The organism is Paraburkholderia sp. A3BS-1L, assembly GCF_051125215.1.
Classification (GTDB): Bacteria; Pseudomonadota; Gammaproteobacteria; order Burkholderiales; family Burkholderiaceae; genus Paraburkholderia.
The window spans coordinates 1,020,037-1,043,053 of record NZ_CP120442.1 but is presented as its reverse complement, the minus strand read 5'-3'; the positions used below and the strand labels follow the sequence as shown (position 1 = coordinate 1,043,053).

Annotated in this window: 24 protein-coding genes and 1 tRNA gene; 15 read left to right on the top strand and 10 right to left on the bottom strand. The window is 67.1% G+C overall.

Annotation, left to right across the window (positions count from 1 at the left end; all coding sequences use genetic code 11):
• Positions 1 to 58 precede the first annotated feature (58 nt).
• Positions 59 to 472, bottom strand: coding sequence for a DUF4399 domain-containing protein (locus tag P5W99_RS04685; protein ID WP_421079166.1), 414 nt, complete (start codon positions 470 to 472; stop codon positions 59 to 61).
• 230 nt (positions 473 to 702) lie between these two features.
• Here P5W99_RS04685 and P5W99_RS04680 point away from each other — a divergent pair, with 230 nt between their 5' ends.
• The 9 genes from P5W99_RS04680 to P5W99_RS04640 all read left to right on the top strand — a co-directional run bounded on the left by P5W99_RS04680 (position 703) and on the right by P5W99_RS04640 (position 6,741).
• Positions 703 to 885, top strand: coding sequence for a rubredoxin (locus tag P5W99_RS04680; protein ID WP_213296839.1), 183 nt, complete (start codon positions 703 to 705; stop codon positions 883 to 885).
• A gap of 178 nt (positions 886 to 1,063) precedes the next feature.
• Positions 1,064 to 1,138, top strand: a tRNA-Arg gene (locus tag P5W99_RS04675).
• A 75-nt stretch (positions 1,139 to 1,213) separates the two neighbouring features.
• A complete protein-coding gene (locus P5W99_RS04670) occupies positions 1,214 to 1,489 on the top strand; it encodes a hypothetical protein (RefSeq protein ID WP_434662054.1) in 276 nt (91 codons plus the stop codon).
• A 125-nt stretch (positions 1,490 to 1,614) separates the two neighbouring features.
• Positions 1,615 to 1,881 carry a hypothetical protein gene (locus P5W99_RS04665; protein WP_421023453.1) on the top strand — a complete coding sequence of 89 codons (267 nt, stop codon included), beginning with the start codon at positions 1,615 to 1,617 and terminating at the stop codon, positions 1,879 to 1,881.
• Positions 1,882 to 1,975: 94 nt separating this feature from the next.
• Positions 1,976 to 3,301, top strand: coding sequence for a DNA (cytosine-5-)-methyltransferase (dcm, locus tag P5W99_RS04660; protein WP_434662052.1), 1,326 nt, complete (start codon positions 1,976 to 1,978; stop codon positions 3,299 to 3,301).
• 33 nt (positions 3,302 to 3,334) lie between these two features.
• A complete protein-coding gene (locus P5W99_RS04655; protein WP_421044176.1) occupies positions 3,335 to 3,784 on the top strand; it encodes a very short patch repair endonuclease in 450 nt (149 codons plus the stop codon).
• 179 nt (positions 3,785 to 3,963) lie between these two features.
• Entirely contained in the window at positions 3,964 to 4,467 is a 504-nt protein-coding gene (locus P5W99_RS04650; RefSeq protein ID WP_421023450.1) for a YbhB/YbcL family Raf kinase inhibitor-like protein, read from the top strand.
• Between the two features lie 113 nt (positions 4,468 to 4,580).
• Positions 4,581 to 6,020, top strand: coding sequence for an MFS transporter (locus P5W99_RS04645; RefSeq protein ID WP_434662050.1), 1,440 nt, complete (start codon positions 4,581 to 4,583; stop codon positions 6,018 to 6,020).
• Between the two features lie 163 nt (positions 6,021 to 6,183).
• Positions 6,184 to 6,741, top strand: a complete 558-nt coding sequence (locus tag P5W99_RS04640; RefSeq protein ID WP_434662048.1) for a hypothetical protein — start codon at positions 6,184 to 6,186, stop codon at positions 6,739 to 6,741.
• A gap of 118 nt (positions 6,742 to 6,859) precedes the next feature.
• On the opposite strand, the gene otsA is transcribed toward P5W99_RS04640, so the two are convergent.
• The 5 genes from otsA to P5W99_RS04615 all read right to left on the bottom strand — a co-directional run bounded on the left by otsA (position 6,860) and on the right by P5W99_RS04615 (position 11,279).
• On the bottom strand, positions 6,860 to 8,302 hold the full coding sequence (otsA, locus tag P5W99_RS04635; RefSeq protein WP_421023447.1) for an alpha,alpha-trehalose-phosphate synthase (UDP-forming): 1,443 nt from the start codon (positions 8,300 to 8,302) through the stop codon (positions 6,860 to 6,862).
• A 162-nt stretch (positions 8,303 to 8,464) separates the two neighbouring features.
• Positions 8,465 to 8,701 (bottom strand): hypothetical protein, encoded by a 237-nt coding sequence (locus P5W99_RS04630; protein ID WP_421023446.1) that lies wholly within the window; start codon positions 8,699 to 8,701, stop codon positions 8,465 to 8,467.
• 143 nt (positions 8,702 to 8,844) lie between these two features.
• On the bottom strand, positions 8,845 to 9,063 hold the full coding sequence (locus P5W99_RS04625; protein WP_434662046.1) for a hypothetical protein: 219 nt from the start codon (positions 9,061 to 9,063) through the stop codon (positions 8,845 to 8,847).
• Between the two features lie 155 nt (positions 9,064 to 9,218).
• Positions 9,219 to 10,604 (bottom strand): sigma-54-dependent transcriptional regulator, encoded by a 1,386-nt coding sequence (locus P5W99_RS04620; protein WP_421023444.1) that lies wholly within the window; start codon positions 10,602 to 10,604, stop codon positions 9,219 to 9,221.
• 321 nt (positions 10,605 to 10,925) lie between these two features.
• Positions 10,926 to 11,279, bottom strand: coding sequence for a hypothetical protein (locus P5W99_RS04615; protein ID WP_421073804.1), 354 nt, complete (start codon positions 11,277 to 11,279; stop codon positions 10,926 to 10,928).
• A gap of 397 nt (positions 11,280 to 11,676) precedes the next feature.
• On the opposite strand from P5W99_RS04615, the gene P5W99_RS04610 reads away from it, so the two are divergent.
• The 3 genes from P5W99_RS04610 (at position 11,677) to P5W99_RS04600 (ending at position 14,240) form a co-directional block, all read left to right on the top strand.
• Positions 11,677 to 12,813: a sigma-54 interaction domain-containing protein gene (locus P5W99_RS04610; protein WP_434662044.1), complete on the top strand. Its 1,137-nt coding sequence runs from the start codon at positions 11,677 to 11,679 to the stop codon at positions 12,811 to 12,813.
• 225 nt (positions 12,814 to 13,038) lie between these two features.
• Positions 13,039 to 13,668, top strand: coding sequence for a hypothetical protein (locus tag P5W99_RS04605; RefSeq protein ID WP_434662043.1), 630 nt, complete (start codon positions 13,039 to 13,041; stop codon positions 13,666 to 13,668).
• Between the two features lie 59 nt (positions 13,669 to 13,727).
• Positions 13,728 to 14,240, top strand: coding sequence for a hypothetical protein (locus P5W99_RS04600; RefSeq protein WP_434662041.1), 513 nt, complete (start codon positions 13,728 to 13,730; stop codon positions 14,238 to 14,240).
• 62 nt (positions 14,241 to 14,302) lie between these two features.
• Here the strand turns inward: P5W99_RS04600 and P5W99_RS04595 are convergent, their stop codons facing one another.
• On the bottom strand, positions 14,303 to 15,658 hold the full coding sequence (locus P5W99_RS04595; protein WP_421023439.1) for an ABC transporter ATP-binding protein: 1,356 nt from the start codon (positions 15,656 to 15,658) through the stop codon (positions 14,303 to 14,305).
• A gap of 30 nt (positions 15,659 to 15,688) precedes the next feature.
• Entirely contained in the window at positions 15,689 to 17,461 is a 1,773-nt protein-coding gene (locus tag P5W99_RS04590) for an ABC transporter permease (protein ID WP_434662040.1), read from the bottom strand.
• 333 nt (positions 17,462 to 17,794) lie between these two features.
• Between P5W99_RS04590 and P5W99_RS04585 the strand changes: the two genes are divergently transcribed.
• Together P5W99_RS04585 and P5W99_RS04580 are read left to right on the top strand one after the other, a co-directional pair.
• Positions 17,795 to 19,489 carry a sensor domain-containing diguanylate cyclase gene (locus P5W99_RS04585; protein ID WP_434662038.1) on the top strand — a complete coding sequence of 565 codons (1,695 nt, stop codon included), beginning with the start codon at positions 17,795 to 17,797 and terminating at the stop codon, positions 19,487 to 19,489.
• Positions 19,490 to 19,673: 184 nt separating this feature from the next.
• Positions 19,674 to 19,940, top strand: coding sequence for a double-stranded DNA-specific endonuclease (locus P5W99_RS04580; protein ID WP_421023436.1), 267 nt, complete (start codon positions 19,674 to 19,676; stop codon positions 19,938 to 19,940).
• An 82-nt stretch (positions 19,941 to 20,022) separates the two neighbouring features.
• Here the strand turns inward: P5W99_RS04580 and P5W99_RS04575 are convergent, their stop codons facing one another.
• Entirely contained in the window at positions 20,023 to 21,339 is a 1,317-nt protein-coding gene (locus P5W99_RS04575) for an ATP-binding protein (RefSeq protein ID WP_434662035.1), read from the bottom strand.
• Positions 21,323 to 22,054: a response regulator gene (locus P5W99_RS04570; RefSeq protein WP_421023434.1), complete on the bottom strand. Its 732-nt coding sequence runs from the start codon at positions 22,052 to 22,054 to the stop codon at positions 21,323 to 21,325. The genes P5W99_RS04575 and P5W99_RS04570 overlap by 17 nt, the downstream gene beginning before the upstream one ends.
• Positions 22,055 to 22,285: 231 nt before the next feature.
• On the opposite strand from P5W99_RS04570, the gene P5W99_RS04565 reads away from it, so the two are divergent.
• Positions 22,286 to 22,858, top strand: a complete 573-nt coding sequence (locus tag P5W99_RS04565; protein WP_434662033.1) for a Spy/CpxP family protein refolding chaperone — start codon at positions 22,286 to 22,288, stop codon at positions 22,856 to 22,858.
• Positions 22,859 to 23,017 lie beyond the last annotated feature (159 nt).

The following is a 23,017-nucleotide window of genomic DNA, read 5'->3' as shown; positions in this document are numbered from 1 at the left end:
ATGTGTCCAGCCCGCGCCCCGTTGCGACAAGGTTCGCGGGACTGGCCGCCCGTGCGGCCTACTTCACGTGAACCGTGATCGTCTGGCTCCACTCGGGGCCATACGACTGATGCGCGCCGTTGGCGAATTGCGCCGTGAGCGTGTGGTCGCCGGGCGGCAGTGTGACGTCGGCTTCGGACTGGCCTTTGCCGTAGTGGATCGACTTCTCGCTGGCCGGTACGACCGTGCCTTGCGGCAGCGCCGCGCCGTCGATCAGCAGATGGTGATGTCCGGTTTTGGGCGTGGCCGTGCCGGCGGGCGCAACCGTCATGCCATCGACGCCGAATTTCACGTGCACCGGGTTGCTCACCGTTGCACCGTTCTTCGGCTCGACGAAGTAGACGCCCTCGGCGCGCGCGATGCTGCTCATCGCGAGGAGTGCCGTCGTCGAGGCCATCAGCGCTGCGCCGGCCAGCCATGTCCTTCTGGTCATTGTTCGCTCCTGGGGGATTGCCCGGTGGTTGCTCAGTGGGTTGCGGCGCGATGCGTCCGCGTCCCAGCATACATCGCAAGAACTACGCCACGCGCCGCGGGTGCGCCGTTTCCGGTAACATCGCGGGTCGCCGGCCGCTCGCCCCGGCCCGTGCAACGGGGTTCATGGGGCCATATGGCGGGCAAACCAGCGGGCAAAACCGCGTCGAACCGAACGAAAAGGTGTGTGTTGTGAGCGAAGTGATCGAATACAAAAGCTGGGTCTGCCTGATCTGCGGCTGGGTCTATAACGAAGAGGAAGGTCTGCCCGACGAAGGCATCGCGGCAGGCACGCGCTTCGCGGATATCCCCGACGACTGGCGCTGCCCGCTGTGCGACGTGGGCAAGGGCGACTTCGTAGCCGTGGAATTCTGACGCGCGCGGTTCGCGACCCGCGGTGCGCGACCAGCGGCACGCGGGAACGACGTTTTCGAGGTGAATGGCGTTTGCTATACTCTTGCGCCTGCACCGACTCCGCGCCATGACGGGTGACTTGGGAAACATGGCGATCCGGCGGAGTGGGAATTCGTGCGCCCCGCAGCGGATTTGACGGCTCCCTGTAGTTCAATGGATAGAACAAGTGCCTCCTAAGCGCTAGATGCAGGTTCGATTCCTGCCAGGGGGACCAGCCGCCCGCACCCATCCCCGCCTTGCCGCGCGCCCGCGCCCGCCTCGCAACATCTTCACTCCAGGCAGATTCCGCATGGACATCAACAAGCAACTCGCCGCCCTCACACATTCCGAACTGCAAACCGCAGGCGCCAGCCAGGCAACCGCCATCGCCGTGAGCGTTCTGCTGCGTCATCTGAGCTCGCCGGAACTCGTCAAGCTGCTGTCGTCGGCGTTCGAGAATCATCAGGCCGTGATGCTGCAAACGCCCTGGCCCGAGCAGATGCTCAATTCGTTCGAGGCCACGCGCCGCTTCCTCGAAACCGCCGCGCAAGGGCCCGCGCCCACGCCCGAGACGCCGGCCGAATAAGCCGCCTGCCCGAACCCGCGTCCGACTGCGGGTAAACAGGGAGCCGCCCGGACCTAAAGCTGGGGCCGAAACTGCCGTAATCTTCGGACATGGACCAACTACGTCCCCTTCCGGCCGGCCACCTGATGTCGACTCTCCTCGACCAGGATATCGCCCATATTCGGCGCGTCATGCCGCTTTCGCTCTCGGGCGACCTCGCCGGGCCGATCCTCGCCCCTTCCTACTGGCGCATGCGCCTGCACCGGCTGCTCGACACCGGCCACGTCAATAAAGGCCAACTCGCCGATATCGACAGCCTGCTGCTCCAGATCGAACTGTACGAACTGAATGCCGCATCGGCGGTGACGGCCAGCCCGAAGCGCGCCGTCGGCAACGGCGATGGCCGCCGCTAGTCGCCACTAATCGCCACTAGCCACTGCTAGCGGCCGTGAGCCGCCCATCCGCCGCGCGCGGAAATCCTGGTGTCGGGGTCGTCCATCGGACATAATGTCCGCCAAAATACCCAGAGAGGACTTCGTGCACCCGGCCCATTCGCGAGACCTGCTTCAGCAGGCACGCCAGCGCTTCACCCAGCAGCAGATCGCCGCCCACGTCGGCAAGGACGTCAAGACCGTGCGACGTTGGGAAAAAGGCGAAACGCCGTGCCCCGCCATGCTCGAAGCCGCGCTGCGCGAGCTCTTGCACCGCGCCGAAACGGGCCCGGGCTCCCGCGCGAAATCGTCCAGCCGGCAGCCCGCGCGCTTTCGCTTCGTCGATCTGTTCGCGGGCATCGGCGGCATTCGCAAGGGCTTCGAGGCGCACGGCGGCGCCTGCGTCATGACGAGCGAGTGGAATCCGTTCTCCAAGAAAACCTATCTGGAAAACTACGCGCAGACGGATGGCGAAGGCCATGCGTTCGTCGGCGACATCGTCGAGTTTCCCGCCGCCGAGGTGCCCGATCACGACGTGCTGCTCGCGGGCTTTCCGTGCCAGCCGTTCTCGATCGCGGGCGTTTCGAAGAAGAACGCGCTCGGCCGTCCCCACGGTTTCGAGTGCACGACGCAAGGCACGCTGTTCTTCGACGTCGCGCGCATCATCGCCGAGAAGCGGCCCGCCGCCTTCCTGCTCGAGAACGTCAAGAATCTCCTTTCGCACGACCATGGCCGCACCTTCGACGTGATCCTGCAGGTGCTGCGCGACGAACTCGGCTACGACGTGCATTACCGCGTAATCGACGGACGCCATTTCACGCCGCAGCATCGCGAGCGCATCATCATCGTCGGCTTTCGCGAGCCCACGCCGTTCACGTGGGACGCGCTCAGCCTGCCCGAGGAAGGTCCGCGTCTCGGTTCGATCCTGCACCGCACCGATGGCAGCGAGCCCCTCCTGCCATGGGACGGCGAACGCTTCTTCGATCACGCGGCGCGCCGGGTCCAGCCGAAATACACGCTCACGCCGGGACTGTGGGCCTATCTGCAGCAATACGCGGAGAAGCACCGCGCGGCCGGCAACGGCTTCGGCTACGGCCTCGCGTTTGCGGGCAGCGTCACGCGCACGCTCTCCGCGCGCTATCACAAGGACGGCAGCGAGATCCTCGTGCATCAGGGCGAAGGCCTGCGTCCGCGCCGCCTCACGCCGCGCGAATGCGCGCGCCTGATGGGCTTTCCCGACACTTTCCGCATTCCGGTGAGCGACACCCAGGCGTACCGGCAATTCGGCAATAGCGTCGTGATGCCGGTGATGCGCGAAGTGGCGCGCACGATGATGCCGCACCTCGATGCGGCGCTGACGCGCGCGGCGGCTGCGTCCCAACCGGCGAGCGCGCCGGCCTGAGCGCCGGCCCGGGCGAATCGCAAAAGGCGCGCCATGGTCGATGTCGTCGACACCGCCACGCGCAGCCGGATGATGTCGGGCATCCGCGCGCGCAACACGAAGCCCGAAATGCTGGTGCGCAGCCTGTTGCACCGGCGCGGCTTTCGCTTTCGGCTCGACGTGCGCGAGCTGCCGGGGCGCCCCGACATCGTGCTGCCCCGCTATCGCGCCGTGGTGTTCGTGCATGGCTGCTTCTGGCACGGCCATCAATGCGCGCTCTTCAAGTGGCCGGCCACGCGGCCGGAATTCTGGCGCGCCAAGATCGCGCGCAACCGCACCAACGACGCCAAGGCCCTCGCCGCGCTCGCGGCCCAAGGCTGGCGCGTCGCCGTGATCTGGGAATGCGCGCTGCGCGGCGCCGCGCAGGATCCGCAGGCCGTCGTCGAGCGGCTCGCGCATTGGCTCGAAGACCCGGCAAGTAGTTGGTTCGAGGCGCGTGCCTGAGCGCGTCGACGACCCGGGCATGCCCCAGGCACAGCCGGCGCACGGCCATGGCGCGAGGCCCCGCAGTGATAAACTGGATCGTCTGCCGGCGCTCCCTGCAACGCGACGCCCGACCTGCGACGCCCAGCGTCCGACGCCCGCCATATCCATTTCAGAATTGAACGAGAAGGAGGCAACCGATGGCTGATTTTCGACTCTGGTCCGATGACTTTCCGAGTAACGGCTTCATGCCGAAGGCGCAGGAGTTCGACGATCGGGCCTTCGGCGTCGATGGCGACAATGTTTCGCCCTCCTTGCAATGGGACGCGCCGCCCGCCGACACGCAAAGCTTCGCGCTGACCGTCTACGACCCGGACGCGCCCACGGGCAGCGGCTTCTGGCACTGGGTGGTCGTCAACATCCCGGCCGACGTGCGCTCGCTCGCGCTCAACGCGGGCAAGGCCGATGGCAGCCTGTTGCCGCAAGGCGCGGTGCAGGTGCGCAACGACTACGGCACGGTGGGCTTCGGGGGCGCCGCGCCGCCGCGCGGGGACAAGCCGCACCGCTACATCTTCCGAATCCATGCGCTGAAGGTCGCGCAATTGCCGGTCACGCCGGAAACCACCAACGCAGTCGCCCGCTTCATGACGCACCTGAACGAGATGGACTCGACCACCTGGGTCGGGCTCTACGAGCTGAAGTAACGCGGAAGTCACCGCGGCTTGCGCACGCAGCGCGCCGCAACACGACACAACGCAGCACCATGAAAACGTCCGGCGGCGCACGTCAGGCTTGACGCGCGCCGCCCCTCTCATCGATGCCCACATCCACGCTTGCCGCCTCGCGCGCCGGTCCCGCCAGCCCCGTCGATCCCTCCGACGACTTCGAGACCGGGCTGCCCTTCCCGCAACGCTATTACGCGATCCTCGTCGTCGCGCTCGGCATCACGCTCGCCGTGCTCGACGGCGCGATCGCCAACGTCGCGCTGCCGACCATCGCGCATCATCTCAATGCGAGTCCCGCGAGCTCGATCTGGATCGTCAACTCGTATCAGCTTTCGGTGACGATCTCGCTGCTCCCGCTCGCCTCGCTCGGCGACCGCATCGGCTACCGGCGCGTCTACCTGTGGGGCATGGCGCTCTTCACGCTCGCTTCGCTCGGCTGCGCGCTCGCGACCTCGCTGCCTGAGCTCGCGATCGCGCGCACGGTGCAGGGCTTCGGCGGCGCCGGCATTATGAGCGTGAACACCGCGCTCGTGCGCATGATCTATCCGCGCGCGCAACTCGGGCGCGGCATCGCCATCAATGCGATGGTGGTGGCGATCGCCTCCGCAGTCGGCCCGACGCTCGCTTCGGGCGTGCTCGCGATCGCTTCGTGGCCGTGGCTGTTCGCGATCAATGTGCCGATCGGCATCGCGGCCCTCGTGCTGGGCCTGCGCGCGCTGCCCGTCAACGAACGGCACCCCGCGCCCTACGACCTGCTGAGCGCGGTGCTCAACGCCCTCGTCTTCGGGCTCCTGATCTTCGCTGTCGATGGCCTCGGCCACGGCGAGCGCCGCGCGTGGGTCGCGCTCGAATTCGCAGGGGCGCTCGTGATCGGCTGGTTCTTCGTGCGGCGCCAACTCACGCAGCCCGCGCCGCTGCTGCCCGTCGACCTGCTCGCCAACCCGGTGTTCGCGCTATCGATCGGCACCTCGATCTGCTCGTTCTGCGCGCAGATGCTCGCGTTCGTCGCGCTGCCGTTTCTGCTGCAGGAGACCTTCGGCTTTTCGCAGGTGCAGACGGGCCTGCTCATGACGCCCTGGCCGCTCGTGATCATCGGCGCGGCGCCGCTCGCGGGCGTGCTCTCCGACCGCTATCCGGCCGGCATGCTCGGCGGCGTGGGGCTCGCGCTGTTTGCGCTCGGGCTCCTTTCGCTGGCCTCGCTCGCGACGCTGCACGCGCAGCCCACCATCGTCGAGATCAGCTGGCGCATGGCGTTGTGCGGCGCGGGCTTCGGCATTTTCCAGTCGCCCAACAACCGGCAGATTCTCTCCGCCGCGCCGCGCGAGCGCAGCGGTGGCGCGAGCGGCATGCTCGGCACGGCGCGGCTCACCGGCCAGACGCTCGGAGCGGCGCTGGTCGCGCTGATCTTCGGCATCGCGCCGCAGCATGGGCCGACCGTGGCGCTCTATGTGGCGACCGCTTTCGCGGCCATTGCTGCGGTGGTGAGCGTGCTGCGGCTCGTGCCGGGGCGCGGCGCGGCCACGCTGGAATAACGACACACCCCTCCCCGTTCCCAGCCAGGCCCGCTGCATCGGCCGTACGCCGGTAGCCCGCTCGAACATGCACTAACATGGATGCATGGTAGCCGGCCCCCGGCATCCGCCGAGGGTTCGGCGCCGTTCTCCAGGCGAGTCAACCTTGCAAAGGGGGATTCCCATGTCTCTGATCGTCGCTGGCCGGTTCACGACCTTCCCCGCCGCCGAAGCCGTAGCCGAAAAGCTGTTCGCGCGCGGCTTCATCGAAGAAGACGTCAACCTGTTTTTCGTCAATCCGCGCGGACAGCACGCGCGCCATATGGCGCATACCGTGCACGCGAGCGCCGCATCGACGCACCGCAAGCGCAATCTCGTCATCGGCGCGGTCGCGGGCGCCGTGGTAGGCATCTCGCTGTTCGGCGCGCTGCTGATGGCATCGCTGCCGTCCACCGCGATTGCAGCGATCGTGGGTGCGTGGCTTGGCGCACGCATCGGTGCGGGCTGGCAGCACCATGCCGAGCACGAGGAGCGCGTGCATCGTGAAGCGCGCCAGTCGGGCGTGCTGCTCACCGTGCACGTGAGCGCCGAGAATCAGGCAACAGCTGCGGAGGTCTTGCGCGAAGGCGGCGCCGACGATCTAGAGCGCGCCTCGGGGCAATGGAGCGGTGGCCACTGGGCCGACTTCGATCCGACCCGGACACCCACGCCCTATGGCCAGACGGGCGCACAGCGCGCCTGAAAACGCCGGCTGCCGATGAAAGCCGGCGGCACATCGGGTACGGCGCGCGGCCGTGCCCGAATCGTTGCGCTCGCGCCGTGCGCGCCCGGCACACCTGGTGCAATCAGCGCGCGCGGGCTCAGTTCGCCTTGCTCGTCGTAGCGGCTTTCACCGGTGCGGCGCTGCGCGCCTTCGCGGTGACGGAAGCCGCCGTCGCCACGCTGCGCAGGTCGGCGAGGAAGTTGTCGCGCCACACCGAGAGATTGTTCTCGCGCAGCAAGGCCATCATGTCCTCGTAGCGCGAGCGGCGCTCCGCGTGCGGCATCGAGAGCGCGCGCTCGAGCGCCTCGGCGGTCTGGTTCAGATCGTAAGGATTCACGACCAGCGCGCCCGGCAACTGTTCGGCGGCGCCCGCGAACTGCGAGAGTACCAGCACCCCCGGATCTTCGGGGTCCTGCGATGCGACGTACTCCTTCGCAACCAGGTTCATACCGTCGCGCAGCGGCGCGACATAGCCCACCTGCGCCTGGCGGAACAGCGCCATCAGCAGATCGCGCTCGTACTTGCGGTTCAGGTACTGGATCGGCGTCCAGTCGAGCTGTGCGAAACGGCCGTTGATGCGACCCGCCTCGCCTTCGAGATTGCGGCGGATCGCCTGATAGGTCTGCACGTCGGAGCGCGTGGGCGGCGCGATCTGCAGGAGCGAGACGCGGCCATGCCAGCCCGGACCGTTCAGCAGCATGCGCTCGAACGCCTGGAAGCGCTCGGCAAGCCCCTTCGAGTAATCGAGCCGGTCGACGCTCATGATGAGCTTGCGCCCGCGCATGGCGTCGCGCAGGCTGCGTACCGGCTTGCGGTCGGAGAACTGCACGGCGGACTTCGCGATCGCGTCGGGATAGATGCCGATCGGGTAGGTGCCCACCTTCAGGAAGCGGTCCCACGCGTGGACCATGCCGTCCTCGCTCGACGTGCCATGGCCGCCACGTTCCACGTAGTCGAGGAACGCCTGACGGTCGGCGTCGGTCTGGAAGCCCACCACGTCGTAGTCGCACATGAAGCGCATCAGCTCCTCGTGCGGCGGCACCGAGCGCATCACTTCCGGCACCGGCAGCGGAATATGCAGGAAAAAGCCGATCGGGTTCTTCACGCCGAGCTCGCGCAGGCTGCGCGCGAACGGGATCAGGTGATAGTCGTGCACCCAGATGATGTCGTCGGGCTGGAGCAGCGGCTGCAACTGACGCGCGAGCGTCGCGTTCACCCGCAGATAGCCGCTGTATTCCTGGCGCTCGTAGCGCGCGAGGTCGTTGCGATAGTGAAAGGTGGGCCAGAGCGTCGTATTCGAGAAACCTTTGTAGTACTGGTCATAGTCGCGCCGGGTGAGGCCCACCGTGGCGTACGTGACGCTGCCCTGCTGCTCGATGACCGGGGCCGCCTGCTCCGTCACGGTCTCGCCGCTCCAGCCGAACCAGACTCCGCCGGTTTCCTTCAGCGCGTCGAGCACGCCGACCGCCAGCCCTCCAGCTGCGGGGCGCCCTTCCTGTGTCGGTGCAACGCGATTCGATACCACGATCAGTCTGCCCATTACGGGTGTACCTCCTGTTTCGTTGGGTCCAGGGGACGGTGCAAGAACAACTCACGCAAGAGTCGTGCCTCCCGTGAACCCAGACGCGAATCGCAGTGAAGGGCGGGCTCGCACGGCAAGTGCAAGCCGCATGCGCTCCACGCGCCCGGCCAGCCCGGCAAATCATGCGTCCTGTTCGGACCCCAGATCGCGCTGGTAGTCGAGTCCCTCGGCGCGCGCGCCGCCCTGATTGTGGTCGCCATCGGGCGGCACGCCGGGTGCCGGGCGGTTCTGTCCGGCGGGATCGTGGGTGGCGCCGGAAGCCGGACCGGAAGGGGGATCGCCGCTCTTTTGCGCGGTGTCGCGCGGGCCGCGCTTGCCCGTGTAGCGCGCCGAACGGCGCATGGCGGGATGTCTCATATCGATGCCTCCTGAGGCCTTGGCCGCGAACCGGCGGCCAAGGCGGCGGTGTGCTTACAGTCTAGGGGCCGTCGCGTGAAAATGCCGGTAAAAATGGCGAAGCGTTTGTAACTCGTACATAAAAAGCACGAGTATCAGCGAAATCAGAGAACTTGCCTCGGCAACGCAGCGGTGCCCGGCCCATCGGTGCCCGGCCCATCGGCGCGCGGCGCTTCGCCGGGCTCGGGCGGCGGATCGCCGATGGGCGGCGCGTCGGGCGCGTCGGGTTCGCTGGGCGGGGGGTCGTCGGGCTGCGGCGTATGCGCAAGCGACGGCGGCATGCGCGGAGGATCGGCGGGATTCGGTAATCGGCAGGTCAGCATCGGTGGCTCCTCGTGAGGTTGCACAGAGCAGGTCACAAACCCCATACCAGCGCATCTGTCCGAGCGCAAACCCGTGCAGAGCCGCGCGCGTGGCTGCGCGCGGCCGTCGCCGGGCGCAGGCGCTCAGGCGCTCAGGCGCTCAGGCGCTCAGGCGCTCAGGCGCAGCCTGCGGCGCGTGCGGGCGCGTCGCCCTTGCCGCTCTCATTGCCGTACTCGACGAGCCGGTTATAAAGCGTCTTCAGACTGATGCCCAGAATTTCCGCCGCACGCGTCTTCACCCCGCCGCACTGCTCCAGCGTCGCGAGAATCAACTGGCGATCGGCATCGGCGAGCGAGGTGCCGAACGGAATCGTCACCGCCGTGCCCGCCACGGGCTTCGAAATCGAGATCTGCAGCGGCACGGCCGCCGTGAGATCGCCTTCGGTGCCGGCCATGATGTGCGCGCGCTGCACGTAGTTCTTCAGCTCCCGCACGTTGCCCGGCCACGGATAGCCGGCCAGCGTCTCGCGCACCGCCGCGGGGAACTGCTTCTTCGTGCCGTGGCGTTCGTTGAGCTCGTCGAGGAACGCCTGGGCGAGCAGTTCCACGTCCTTGCCGCGCTCACGCAGCGGCGGCAGGCTGATCGGAAACACATTCAGCCGATGGTAGAGGTCGAGCCGCAGCTTGCCCTCCTCGACGGCCTGCTCCGGGTCGCGGTTGGTCGCCGCGATCAGGCGCACGTCAGTCTCGATCTCCTTGGTGGTACCCACGCGCATGAACATGCCGGTCTCCAGCACGCGCAGCAGTTTCACCTGGAGCTCGATCGGCATTTCGGTGATTTCGTCGAGGAACAGCGTGCCGCCGTTCGCGCGCTCGAAATAGCCCTTGTGCTGACGATCCGCGCCCGTGAACGAGCCGCGCTCGTGGCCGAACATCTCCGACTCGATCAGGTTCGGCGAGATCGCGCCGCAGTTCACGGCGAGGAATTCGTGCTTGCGGCGCAGGCTCAGCTGATGGATGGTCTGGGCCGCCACTTCCTTGCCCGTGCCCGACTCGCCCACGAGCATCACAGACGCGGGCGTAGGTGCGACGCGGCTGATCTGGTCGTAGACCTCCTGCATCGCCGGCGAATTGCCCATCATGAGACCGAAGCGCCCCATGCGGCGCAGCTCGCCACGCAGCGTGCCGATTTCGGCCTTGAGGTCGCCCGCGCGCGGCAGGCGGTTGAGGATCGCCTTCACGCGCTGAAGGTTGATCGGCTTGACCAGATAGTCGATGGCGCCCGACTTGAGCGCATCGACCGCCGTTTCCACGCTCGCGTGACCGGTGATGACAACGAGTTCCACGCCCGAGCGCGGGTCGAGGTCCTGGAACAGGTCCGTGCCGCTGCCGTCGGGCAGCTTCAGATCGGTGAAGACGACGTCCGGCATCTGCCGGATCAGCTGGATGCGCGCCTCGCGCAGGTCGCCGGCCTGCGCGGTGGTGAGTCCGTCTTCGGCCACCACGGCGGCGAGCGCTTCGCGGGTTTGCGCATCGTCATCGACAATCAATACATGTGGCATCGCGTCTCGTCAGCCCTGAAAGATGAATGGCTCCCATGCGCGGCAAGCACGGGCCGCGAGGCAACGTGAGCCCGCGCCGCAAATTTCGCGGCGCATGCTGTCGCGCTGCAGGGGAGTACGAAACGGTCGGGGGCGCTCAAGACGGCGATTGAGCGGTTTTAGCTGCACTTACGCAACAATACCGCAGCCAGCACGCAACCCGAACCTCGATTGTTGTGGATATGACCATTATAGACTTAATCGAGATAGGCTTGCGCACGTTTGTCGGCGCCCTGTCGACGTACGACAGCACGGCCAGCGCACCCGTTACCGCATGCGATTTCAGTGTCGCGTGACCGGGTCGCTGCCTCCGTGCGGAAACGGCCAGGCCGCGCCCGGGTCGTCGTTCGACACGCCGTTGGGGGCCTCGCGCGCCGTCTTGCTGACCGTGCGAGCGGCTTTGATCGGGTCGGCCATGCTAGCGCCGCCGCTATCCGCAGCAGCCACGCCCGGCATGCCCGCGCCGTTCTCAACCAGTGCGCCGCCCTCGCCTTCCCAGCGGCTCAGATCGCGATAAAAACTCTGCCGCTGCATGCGATGCCGTTGCGACCAGCGCAACGCCAGCATCCCTGCCGTCGCGCCCAGCGCACCCACCGCGAACAGGGTTCCAATCAGTCCAGGCTTGTTTCTTGCCATATCGCATTCTCCCAATTTCGTCGCCGGCGAAGCGGGTTCGGAACAGTTCGGCCTGCGCGGGCCAGACGCCACGCAGGATACGCGCCCGCTAGTAACGTAGACGCGCTGCGCCGGTCCGAGTTGCACAGCATGAGACATGCCATGGGAGCGAGTCCATTGCCGTGCAAGGCGCGGCAATGGTTAAATGTTTACGGGATGGAGATTCCGAAGCCGTCGGCGCCGCATCGCCCGCGCACGTCCTGGGCGGCCTGTCAAGACAGACTGCGGTATAACCGATGATAGCGGCCTGCCGGCTTCACTCCCGGACCTCGCCCACGCACCGCGCGCCTCTACGACTGGCATCGCGAGCGTTTTCCGGCTTCTGGCCGCACACCCCAATATGCAGGACGACTACGCCATGGCGTCAATCGAGCCGGGCTTGCCCGCCGCCGAACGAGACGATGAGCGCGCCGAAGGGCGCCACGAGAAGGGCAACGACGCGCGCCGCAGCGACCCGGCCGGCCCGCGTGTTGCCGGCCCGCGTGTTGCCGGCTTGCAGTCGTACGGCTTGCTGTACGGCTCGTCGGCAATCATGCGCGAGCTTTACGGGCAGATCGAGCGCGTCGCGCTCACCGACGCCACCGCGCTGATCGTCGGCGAGTCGGGCACGGGCAAGGAACTCGTGGCGCGCACGATCCACGCGCAAAGCACCCGCCGCGACGGCCCGTTCATCGCCGTGAACTGCGGCGCGATTCCCGACGATCTGATCGAAGCCGAGCTGTTCGGCCACGAAAAAGGCAGCTTCACCGGCGCCGTGCAGGCCCGCGACGGCCACTTCGAACATGCGCGCGGCGGCACGCTGTTCCTCGACGAAGTCACCGAGATGTCGCTGCTGCATCAGGTCAAGCTGCTGCGCGCGCTCGAAACCGGCGAGTACTATCCGGTCGGCAGCAACGAGGCGATACGCGGCGACGTGCGCATCATCGCGGCCACCAATCGCGATCCGGTGAGCGCCGTGAAAGAGAACGCGCTGCGCGAGGACCTGATGTATCGCCTCGCCGTGTTTCCGCTGCGCGCGCCCCCGCTGCGCGAGCGCGAGCGCGACCGCGAGCTGCTCGCCCAACTCTTTCTCACCGAACTCAACGAGGAAAGCGGCACGCAAAAGGTCTTTAGCAAGCGCGCGCTCGAGACCGTGCGCAACTGGTCGTGGCCCGGCAATGTGCGCGAGCTCAAGAACGCCGTGTACCGCGCGTTCATCCTTGCGGAGAAGACCGTCGAGATCGCCCATCCGCAGCTCGTGCCGCGCGTGAAGAAGCCCGTCAACCAGGGTGACTCGATGAGCGTGTGGATCGGCACGCCGCTCGCCGACGCGCAAAAGCAGATCATCCTCGGCACGCTCAAGTACTGCGGCGGCGACAAGCGGCTCGCGGCGCGCACGCTTGGCGTGAGCCTGAAGACGCTCTACAACCGGCTCGGCAGCTACGGCGCCGAGGACGGCGACACCAGCACGCCCGACGAAAGCACGAGCGATGACGAAACGGACAACGCACACTAAACCCACTGAGGTCGATACCCACACGCCAGCACGAACGCATCGATTCAGAACGAACACGATGGTGGCGCACGCAAGCATGTAACAACAAACGGCGCACGACGTTTTGCAATTTCTTGCACTTTCCCTATCCCCTTCGTATAGGCCATCCTGCACAATCCGCAGCACGAAAACGTGCTGGAGGCCCGCGCCGGGCAGCTTCCAGCCGCTAGCGGCAGGGAAAATGACATGCAAGAACGAAGTGCTCTGGCGTGCAATGCACCAACGTCGGCCCCGCGAATCGCGCCTTCAGCCATCGCGACACGCTCCCGCACCCACGCTTCGAGTGCCCACTGGCGACGCACGGTATCGCTCACGCTGCTCGCCGCCGTGGCGAGCTTCGCCTGCTCCGCGTGCAGCTCGCTCTACTCCGAAGGCGCACAGGCGGGCGCCGGCATTGCCGGCGCGGCCATCGCCTCGAAGGTGACGAGCAACGCGGCGGTCGCCACCGGCATCGGCCTTGGCGCCGTGGCCGCCGCGAAGGCCGGCGTGCAGTATTCGGAGCGCGTGGTACACCGCAACACCCAGGACAGCATTGCGAAGGCCGCCGGCCCGCTCGACGTGGGCGGCGTGGCGCCCTGGTCCATCAGCCATTCGTTTCCCATCGAGGACGATGCGCATGGCCGCGTCACGGTAAGCCGCACGATCAGCACCGGCGCGCTCGACTGCAAGGAAATCGTGTTCTCCGTCGATCAGAACGCGACCAGGGACGCGGCGGCCTCCAGCGCGTTCTATGTGGCCTCGGTCTGCCGCGACGGCGAGACATGGAAATGGGCGTCGGCGGAGCCGGCGACCGACCGCTGGGGCGCGCTACAATGAGCGGGGCGCACGACTTCGATATGCGCAGGCACTGCATCCCGCGCGCCACTGCACACGTCATGCCACGTGCGGCTGCGCGTGTCGTCGCGCTTGCCGCGCTATGCGTGAGCGTCGCGCTCGCGTCGAGCGGCTGCTCGTCGATCGGCTCGGCCAGCGGCGCCGCGGCGGCGGCCGCCACCGGCATCGTGACGGCGAACCCGGCAGTGGGCCTGGGCGTGGGTATTGCGGTGCAGGCGGCCACCGACGAGGCCGTCAACCGCTTCATGAAGAGCATGCACGCCGACCAGCAGGAAATGCTCGCCGAAACGGCCGGGCGGCTGCCCGTGGGCGCCATGGACATCTGGCGCATCAAGCACCAGTTGCCGGTGGAAAACGGTCACGGCCAGGTGCGCGTGACGCGCGCCTTTGCGTCGGCGCTCGCGCTGTGCAAGGAGTTCGTGTTCTCGGTGCAGGACGGCGAAGCCGCCGACGCGCCCGAGCAGTGGTACACGGCCAGCACCTGCCACGACCAGGGCGGCTGGAAATGGGCCACGGCCGAGCCGGCCGTGGAGCGCTGGGGCACGCTGCAATAGCCTCTGAAACGCCCCTGAAGCGCACCTGAATTGCGCGTGGAACGCGCCTCAGTCCAGCCCGATCAGGACTCCACGTCCTCCAGGCTGAAGATCTCCGACTGGTCGTTGTACGAGAAGATCTCGCCATAACGGCCCCAGTCGATCACGGTGTCGAGCGTCTCTTCCGCGGCGCCGTCCGAAAGAAAATCCTCCAGTTCCTGCTCGAAGCGCACGCGCGGCGCGCGGTGCCCGGGGCGCTCGTTGAGCACCTTCTTGATGCGCGCCGCGAGCGGCACCTGGCGCAGCAGATGCTCGGCGAACATCATCTTGCGCTCCTGCGTGCCGAATTCCGCGAACACGCGCGCGGGCGGCGTAAGCAGCACATCGCCTTCGCGCACGTCGGCAAAACCGAGGTGCTGGAGCACTTCGGCGATCGGGAACAGGTCGTCCACTTCCAGGTGCAGCGAGCGCGCGATTTCCGGCATGTCGGCGCGGCCGTGATAAGGCGCCGCCGCCAGCGTTTCGATCAGACCGGCCATCAGGTTGGTCGACACACGCGGCAGCCAGCTGCCGAGCTCGAGCCCCTTGCGGGTGGCCTCGCCGGTCTGGCGGGCGGTCATCTTCGCGTAGATGTCGTCCACGAGCTTGCGAAACGCCGGGTCCAGACGGTTGCGCGGGTGCTTAAACGGCACCTTGATCTCGGCCACCACGCGCCCCGGATTCGAAGACAACACCAGAATGCGGTCGCACATGAACACCGCTTCCTCGATGTTGTGCGTGACGATCAGCACCGACTTGATCGGCAAGCGCCCTTGCGTCCAGAGATCGAGCAAGTCGGTACGTAGCGTCTCGGCTGTCAGCACGTCGAGCGCCGAGAACGGCTCGTCCATCAGCATGAGCATCGGGTCCACCACGAGCGCGCGCGCGAAGCCTACACGCTGGCGCATGCCGCCCGAAAGCTCGCGCGGGTAGGCATTTTCGAAGCCGTCCAGACCGATCAGGTCGATGGCGGCCAGCGCCCGCTCGCGGCGCTCGCGCGCGCCCACGCCCTGCGCTTCGAGGCCCGCTTCCACGTTCTGCAGCACCGTGAGCCACGGAAACAGCGCGAAGGTCTGGAACACCATCGCCACGCCTTCGGCCGGCCCTTCGAGCGGCTTGCCGCGCCACGCAACCTCGCCGGAGGTCGGAGAAATCAGCCCCGCGATGATGCGCAGCAGCGTGGACTTGCCCGAGCCCGAGCGGCCGAGCAGCCCGACGATTTCGCCTTCGCGCAGCGAGAGATTGGCGTCGTCGAGCACGAGCAACTCGCCCTGGGTCTTGTTAAAGCCCCGGCACACGTTCTGCACGCGCAGGATTTCCTCGCCGACGCGCGGCGGAATCGGGACGCTCTGCGCGTCGCCCAGCGTAGTCGTAGTGCTTAGGGTCTTGGGGTTTTGCATCGCTTTACCTTCGAGCCTTCGATTATTCGATCAGTCGAGCCGCAGCCGGGACTCCGCGTAAGTGTAGAGGGGACGCCAGAGCACGCGGTTGAACAGCGTGACGAACAGCGACATCACGGCAATGCCGAGAATGATCTTCGGATAGTCGCCGGCTGCTGTCATCTGCGCGATATACGCACCCAGGCCGTGCGCAGCGACCCTGGTGTCGCCCCACTGCACGAACTCGGACACGATGCTCGCGTTCCACGCGCCGCCCGAGGCCGTGATCGCCCCCGTGACGTAGTACGGAAAAATGCCCGGCAGCATCGCCTGGCGCCACCACTGCCAGCCGCGGATGCGGAAGTTCCTGGCCGCTTCCTTGTAGTCGTTCGGATACGCCGTGGCGCCCGCAATCACGTTGAACAGGATATACCACTGCGTGCCGAGCACGATCAGCGGCGAGAGCCAGATGTCCGGGTTCAGATGGAAGCGCACGATCACGATCACGAACACCGGGAACAGCAGGTTCGCCGGGAACGCCGCGAGGAACTGCGCGAGCGGCTGCACCTTTTCGGCCAGCGCCGGACGCAGGCCGATCAGCACGCCGAGCGGCACCCAGATCACCGAGGCAATCGCGATTAGCAGCACCACGCGCAACAGCGTGATGAGGCCGAGCACGAGCACGTGGCCGACTTCGTCGAGCGTGACGCCGGTGCGCACGAACGCGACCACGCGCCAGACCACGTAGACCGTGAGCGCGATCACGAACACGGCCCAGATAACATCGCCGATCTTCGCGCGCAGACCTTCGCCGCGCGCCGGAGCGGGCGCCGCGATGGACGTCAGTGACGAGGTCAGCGCGGCGGGCAGCCGCAACGGCACGCGCGCGGCCTTCGCGAAGAACCAGCCCATCGGCACGAGCGACTGATGAATCAGATGCGTGCGGCGAATCAGGTCGAGCAGCCACGACTCGGGCGCGTCGCCCGAAGAGGTGTTCTCCATGCGGAACTTGTCGGCCCACGCCACCAGCGGGCGGAACAGGAACTGGTCGTAGGCCAGGATCACCACGGTCATCGTGAGAATCACCCAGCCCACCGCGTGCAGGTTCTTCTCCGTGATCGCCTGCGCCAGGTACGCGCCGATGCCCGGCAGCGTGATCGTGTTGTTGCCCACCGTGATCGCCTCGGAGGCCACCACGAAGAACCAGCCGCCCGACATCGACATCATCATGTTCCAGATGAGGCCCGGCATCGAGAACGGCACTTCGAGCTTCCAGAAACGCTGCCAGCCCGTGAGGTGAAAGCCGCGCGAGACTTCGTCCAGATCGCGCGGCACCGTGCGCAGCGACTGGTAGAAGCTGAAGGTCATGTTCCACGCCTGGCTCGTGAAGATCGCGAAGATCGCCGCAAGCTCCGCGCCCAGCACGCGCGAGGGAAACAGCGCGAGAAAGAAGGTGACCGTGAACGAGATGTAGCCGAGCACCGGCACCGACTGCAGGATGTCGAGGATCGGCACCAGCACCTGGCCCGCGCGCCGGCTCTTGGCCGCGAGCGTGCCGTAGACCAGCGTGAACGCGAGCGAGGCGACCATGGCCGCGAGCATGCGCAGCGTGGTGCGCATGGCGTACTCGGGCAGGTTGGCCGGGTCGAGCGAGATCGTCTGCGTCTTGAGCGTGGCGATGGGCGCCATGGTCTCGTGAAAGCCCACCACGGCCATGGCGATCAAACAGATGATCAGCGGGAACGCCACGAAGTCCCAGCGATTGGGCAGCACGCGCCACGCCGAGGCGTTGGCCGTACGGTTCAGGTTGAATCTGAAGTCCATTCAGGCGCTCTCCCGTGCTTGCCCGCTTCCGAAACGGCACGACACTACACAACCTTCATGACAGATTCAACCTCGCGTCCGATGCCTGCGCCTCATGGCGAAGCATGCGAGTTGCATCGACACGGCCCGCCCCAAGGCGTCCGCGGGCTCCATCGCTCCATTCGAGAGTTAAAATCGTCGCACGGCAACGGCGGCGACCTGTAAAACGGTTGTCACACGCAGCCCCCTAATGTTTCACCGATTGCCCCCGCTTTACCGGGACGCCGGGCATCGCGCCCGCTAACGCACCATCTGCACCCTGCGCGCCATGCGCCTGACCGAACCAGAAGGCCAATGAACAGGAGACTCTTGCGTCAAGCCGCCTTGCCCCCCGTGGTCACGGCGGCGGCTGTCGTGGCGCTCGCGCTCGTGTGCTGGCTGGTCGCGGGCGGGCTCGCCAACCGCATGATGCGCCAGGAGCTCGACACCGCGCTTCGCGTGCAGCGGCAGATGACGCGCTCGGTCGTCGACAACATGGCCGAGGTCATCGCGAGCGATCTCTCGATGTCGCGCGCCATCCCCGCGACCATGGCCGAAACCCGCGTGGTGCAGCAGGCGCTGGTCGAGGCCGGGAATTATGCCGCGTCGCGCACGTCCACGGAACTGGTGCGGCGCGAAGCATTGCAGCACGCTCCCACGCTCGCGGCCGTCAACGGCTTCCTGCACGACGCCCAGGGCTTCTCCGGCTTCGACGCCATCTGGCTCGTGAACAACAACGGCATCTGCATCGCGTCGAGCAACGCCATGGAGAAAATCTCCTACGTGGGCGTCGACATGCGGGCGCGCAACTATCTGAGCGACACCCTGCTCGGCGCGTTCTCCGAGACTTATGGCGTCGGCACCTCGAGCGGCGAGCCGGGCATCTTCGTGGCCGCGCCCGTGTACGACAACGGCCTGCTGGTGGGCGCGGTGCTGGCCAAGGTCAGCATCGCGCGGCTGCGCCACTGGGTCACCCACCCGGGCACCTTTGTGTCCGACAGCAACGGCGTGATCGTCATGGCGCACGACAGCAAGCTCGAAGGGCTCGCCATGCCCGGCTCCCATGTGCAGGAGATGAACGCCGTCGACCGCGTGAACACCTATCTGCGCGAACGCTTTAGCGAACTCCCGCTGCATGGCGCCGGCGAGGCGGCGGCGCACGAAGCGCCGTGGATATCGGAAAGTGCGGCACAGGCGCTCGTGGAATTGCCCCGCCAGCGCACCCCGGCGCTTTACGAGCAGCGTGGCGGGCTCAATTCGGGGCTCACCGCCCATCTCGTCGATCCGCTCAATGCGTGGCCCGAACTGCTCGCGAATCACCGGCGCGACCGGCTGCTGATCTTCTTTACGCTGGCGGGTTCCGTCACGCTCGCCGCCGTGATCTCGATCTCGTGGGTCCGCGAGCGGCGCCTGCATCGCGCAAGCCGGGATCTCGCGGAACAACTGCAGGCCGCCAATTCGCTGCTGGCCGCCGAGGCGCGCCACGACGCGCTCACGGGCGCGCTCTCGCGCCGCTATTTCCTCGACCTGCTGCGCCACGAAATCGACGCGGCCTACGCGAGCGGCAAGCCGCTTTGCATGGCGATCGCCGACCTCGACCACTTCAAGCAGATCAACGACCGCTTCGGCCACCCGGCCGGCGACCGCGCGCTACAGCACTTCGTCGAGACCTGCCGCACCGAGCTGCGCTCCGACGACGCGGTCGGGCGGCTCGGCGGCGAGGAGTTCGGCATCCTGCTGCCGGCCACCACGCTCGCCGCCGGACAAGACGTGATCGAGCGGCTGCGCCGCCACGTGAAAGCGAACGTCTGCACCGGGTTGCCCAGCGAGGCGTATCTGAGCGTGAGCATCGGCATCACGGAGCTCGCGGCGGCCCTGGACCAGCCCGAACGCCTGATGAGCCGCGCCGATCTCGCGCTCTATATGGCGAAGGCGGGAGGCCGCGACCGCTGCGAAGCGATGGCTTCGGACGGCGCCGCGCCGCCGCGCACCGCCACGGCGACCTGGTAATCCGCGCCACCGTCCGCGCGCGCTCAGGCGCGCTCACGCATGAGGAGGGGAAGTCACCACTCACTTAATTGTGGAACCCGTCCAGGGCTTTCCTCTCCAACGCGGTATCATCGAACGATCCGAGCGCGCGGCATCATGCGGCGCGCATCGCCGTGGCAAGTCGCTCAGCACATAGGAGGCATGCATGAAGGGAAATCTGGTCATCGTCTGCCGCGATCAGGATGCTCTCGCGTTCGACCAGCTGATGGTCGAATACGGAGCGTTTCAGACGCGCCTGTCATCGACCGCGTGGTACCTGAAGCTCGAAGCCGCACCCGAGCTGGTTCAGGAAGAAATTCTTGCCCGCCTCGGCAAGTACACGACGCACTACATCTTCGAGGCCGACAGCGTCGTCTACAACACCGTGGACAGCGATGCCGCCGCCGCGCTCGACACGCTGTTCTCGGCCTGACGCACCCGCACGCATATCACGTGACATCCGGCGGCCTTGCCCGCCGCACTCTCCCCCGCCAATATGCGCCGCACGCCGGCGCTCACCAGATCTGCGCCGCCTCGGCAACCGTGCGTTCGACCACTTCGAACGGAAACGCCATGCGCACTTCGAGGCCGCCGCTCTCGCCATTGCCGATGGCGATTTCCCCCCCCGCGCGGCGCACGAGCCGCTCGACGATCGCGAGACCCAAGCCGCTATGGCCGTTGCCGCCGCGCGCCGGATCGAGCCGCACGAACGGGCGGCTCGCGTGCGTGAGGTCCTGGTCGGCAATGCCCCCGCCGTGGTCGCGCACGGTGAGCGTGAAATCCTGCGCCCCGCGCGCAGTCTCGATCACCACGGGCGGCGCGCCGTAGGCGTGCGCGTTGTCGAGCAGGTTCGACACCACGCGCTCGAGCGTGGCCGCGGGCAGGCGGAACACCGCTCCCGCATTCAGGCGGCGTTCGATCACGAGCGTCTCGCCGCCGACTGTACGGTAGTTGCGCGCGATGCGCTCGCACTGGTCGTCCACTTCGACGGGCTCGCTGCGGTCGGCGCCATCGTGCGCGAACACCAGGAACTGGTCGACGATATGCGCCATGGAAGCCACATCGCGCACCACGCCGTCACGGACCTTCTGCTCGTCCATCATCTCGGCGCGCAGGCGCAAGCGCGCGAGCGGCGTCTTCAGGTCGTGCGCGACTCCCGCGAGCATGACCGCGCGGTCTTTCTCGGTGCGCTCGACCTCCTTCACCATCTGGTTGAAACCGCGCGTGAGCTGGCGCATCTCGCGCGGCCCGCGCTCGGGCAAGGGCGGCACGGGCTGGCCGCGGCCGAAGCGCGCGACCGCCTGGGCGAGCGCGCGCAGCGGCTGCTGGAGCATCCAGGCGGCCACCAGCGCAGCGCTCACCGCCGCCGTGAAAATGATGATGAACCACGGCACCGCGCGGTCGATCGGGCGCATCGGGCGCAGCGGCTGCGCTGGCACCACGATCCAGCGCGCATCCTGCGGACCGCGCACCCACAACATGGGCGGATGCCCGGGCGGGCCGATGCGCACGTCGGTGCCGGTCGGCATGCGGTCGCGCAGGTCGTCGATGAAGCGGCGCAGACCGGCGGGCATGTCGGGCTTGATCGCGGGCACCGCGACGCTCGCCGGGTCGACCAGCTGCACGCGCGAGGGCAGCGGCTGATCGGGCTCGCGCTGCACGTGCTGACGCACGGCATCGACGAGGAACACGGCCTCTTCCACCGCGTAGCGCGACTGCATCTGGTCGCGCTCGAGGCGCATGAGCGCGAACCATGCGACGTGAGACAGGAGCAGAACGCCGATGAACAGCAGCGCGAACCGCCCAAACAGCGAATCAACCGGCCGGCGCATGGCTGGCCTGCTCGCCATCCGGCACAAAGACGTAGCCACGGCCGCGCACTGTCTGAATGAAGCGCGGCGTGGACGGGTCGGTCTCGAGAATGCGGCGCAGGCGCCACACCTGCACGTCGATGCCGCGGTCGGTGCCGTCGTACTCCGGACCATGCAGCAGCTCGAGCAGGCGCTCGCGCGTGAGCGTGCGCATCGGATGATTGACAAAGATCTTCAGGAGCGCGAACTCGCTGCCCGACAACATGATGGGCTTGCCCTCCTGCTGCAGCGTGCGCGACTGGAAGTCGAGCACGAAGCGGCCGAACGAGAACGGCTCGCGCTGCTCGGGCGCGGCGGCCGAGGGCACCGTGCGGCGCCGCCGCAGCACGGCCTGCACGCGCGCGAGCAGCTCGCGCGGGTTGAAGGGCTTGCCGAGATAGTCGTCGGCGCCAAGCTCGAGGCCGACGATGCGGTCCACGTCGTCCGCGCGCGCAGTCAGCATGATCACGGGAATATCGTCGCCCGAGGCGCGCAGCTTGCGCAGCGCCGTGAGCCCGTCCACGCCGGGCATCATGAGATCGAGCACGATCAGGTCGGGGCGCTCGCGCTCGAGCCGCCGCTCGAGCGAGCCCGCATCGTGCAGCACCGACACTTCGATCCCCTGCCGCGCCAGATAGTCGCGCAGCAGGTCGCGCAGTTCGACGTCGTCGTCGACGACCAGAATTTGAGTAGCCATGGGACGAAGTTTAACGCGCGCGAGAAAGCCGTTTGCTTACACGGACGCGCTTTGGGTTACAGGGTGTTACCGCGAAAGGCGCACGTAATGTTGCGTAATGCCGGCGGCCAGGGCGGTAACACGCGGGGCAGATCTGCCCGATACGCTAGGGACACCGGTTGCGAACGCCATCGACTTCCCTTGGCGCCGTGCCAGACCGGACACCTTCAAGGATTTGTCAGGAGCTTCACCATGAATAAGACCCCTTCGCGCCTTCTCGCCATCGCCGCCACGACGTTTGCGCTCAGCTTCGGCGCCACCGCCGCCAACGCTCAAACGCCGCCTCCCCCTGCCGGCCCCGGCATGATGCACGGCGGCCCGCGCATGCATGACGGCCACGGCACGCGCGGCGACTTCATGACGGGTTTCAAGAAGCTGCACGACAAGCTGAACCTGAACGCCGCGCAGGAAAAGCAATGGCAAGCCGCGCTCGACACGATGAAGCAGAACCACGAAGCCATGCGCAAGAACCGCGAGCAGATCAAGCAGCAGTTCGACTCGATGAAGAGCCAGCCGATCCTCGACATGAGCGCGCTGCACGCCACGCATCAGAGAGTCGAGCAGCAGGACGCGCAACTGCGCGAGCAGACCGCGCAAGCGTGGCTCGCCTTCTATAACGGCCTGAACGATCAGCAGAAGACCACGGTGAGCTCTGCGTTCAAGGAGCGCTTCGCGAAGAGGGAACAGCGCCGCGAGAAGATGCGCGAGCGTTGGGAGCAGTACCAGAAGGAGAACCCGGGCGCGGCGTCGGCGCCGGCGCAGTAAGCGCCTCTCGAGGCGCAGCGCGGGCGGCGCGCCGGCTGGCGCGCCAACCGTTGGCACTACATCGGCACAACGCCGCGGGATGCGAATTATTACCCCTGGCCTGAAATACATAGTTAGAGCAAAGCATGACAAAGAGTCCCCGACTCACTACGAACCGTC

Coding starts and splice junctions, on each gene's coding strand:
- P5W99_RS04685 (WP_421079166.1), bottom strand. CDS start 472: ATGACCAGAAGGACATGGCTGGCCGGCGCAGCGCTGATGGCCTCGACG.
- P5W99_RS04670 (WP_434662054.1), top strand. CDS start 1,214: ATGGACATCAACAAGCAACTCGCCGCCCTCACACATTCCGAACTGCAA.
- P5W99_RS04665 (WP_421023453.1), top strand. CDS start 1,615: ATGTCGACTCTCCTCGACCAGGATATCGCCCATATTCGGCGCGTCATG.
- dcm (WP_434662052.1), top strand. CDS start 1,976: ATGTCCGCCAAAATACCCAGAGAGGACTTCGTGCACCCGGCCCATTCG.
- P5W99_RS04655 (WP_421044176.1), top strand. CDS start 3,335: ATGGTCGATGTCGTCGACACCGCCACGCGCAGCCGGATGATGTCGGGC.
- P5W99_RS04650 (WP_421023450.1), top strand. CDS start 3,964: ATGGCTGATTTTCGACTCTGGTCCGATGACTTTCCGAGTAACGGCTTC.
- P5W99_RS04645 (WP_434662050.1), top strand. CDS start 4,581: ATGCCCACATCCACGCTTGCCGCCTCGCGCGCCGGTCCCGCCAGCCCC.
- P5W99_RS04640 (WP_434662048.1), top strand. CDS start 6,184: ATGTCTCTGATCGTCGCTGGCCGGTTCACGACCTTCCCCGCCGCCGAA.
- otsA (WP_421023447.1), bottom strand. CDS start 8,302: ATGGGCAGACTGATCGTGGTATCGAATCGCGTTGCACCGACACAGGAA.
- P5W99_RS04630 (WP_421023446.1), bottom strand. CDS start 8,701: ATGAGACATCCCGCCATGCGCCGTTCGGCGCGCTACACGGGCAAGCGC.
- P5W99_RS04625 (WP_434662046.1), bottom strand. CDS start 9,063: ATGCTGACCTGCCGATTACCGAATCCCGCCGATCCTCCGCGCATGCCG.
- P5W99_RS04620 (WP_421023444.1), bottom strand. CDS start 10,604: ATGCCACATGTATTGATTGTCGATGACGATGCGCAAACCCGCGAAGCG.
- P5W99_RS04615 (WP_421073804.1), bottom strand. CDS start 11,279: ATGGCAAGAAACAAGCCTGGACTGATTGGAACCCTGTTCGCGGTGGGT.
- P5W99_RS04610 (WP_434662044.1), top strand. CDS start 11,677: ATGGCGTCAATCGAGCCGGGCTTGCCCGCCGCCGAACGAGACGATGAG.
- P5W99_RS04605 (WP_434662043.1), top strand. CDS start 13,039: ATGCAAGAACGAAGTGCTCTGGCGTGCAATGCACCAACGTCGGCCCCG.
- P5W99_RS04600 (WP_434662041.1), top strand. CDS start 13,728: ATGCCACGTGCGGCTGCGCGTGTCGTCGCGCTTGCCGCGCTATGCGTG.
- P5W99_RS04595 (WP_421023439.1), bottom strand. CDS start 15,658: ATGCAAAACCCCAAGACCCTAAGCACTACGACTACGCTGGGCGACGCG.
- P5W99_RS04590 (WP_434662040.1), bottom strand. CDS start 17,461: ATGGACTTCAGATTCAACCTGAACCGTACGGCCAACGCCTCGGCGTGG.
- P5W99_RS04585 (WP_434662038.1), top strand. CDS start 17,795: ATGAACAGGAGACTCTTGCGTCAAGCCGCCTTGCCCCCCGTGGTCACG.
- P5W99_RS04580 (WP_421023436.1), top strand. CDS start 19,674: ATGAAGGGAAATCTGGTCATCGTCTGCCGCGATCAGGATGCTCTCGCG.
- P5W99_RS04575 (WP_434662035.1), bottom strand. CDS start 21,339: ATGCGCCGGCCGGTTGATTCGCTGTTTGGGCGGTTCGCGCTGCTGTTC.
- P5W99_RS04570 (WP_421023434.1), bottom strand. CDS start 22,054: ATGGCTACTCAAATTCTGGTCGTCGACGACGACGTCGAACTGCGCGAC.
- P5W99_RS04565 (WP_434662033.1), top strand. CDS start 22,286: ATGAATAAGACCCCTTCGCGCCTTCTCGCCATCGCCGCCACGACGTTT.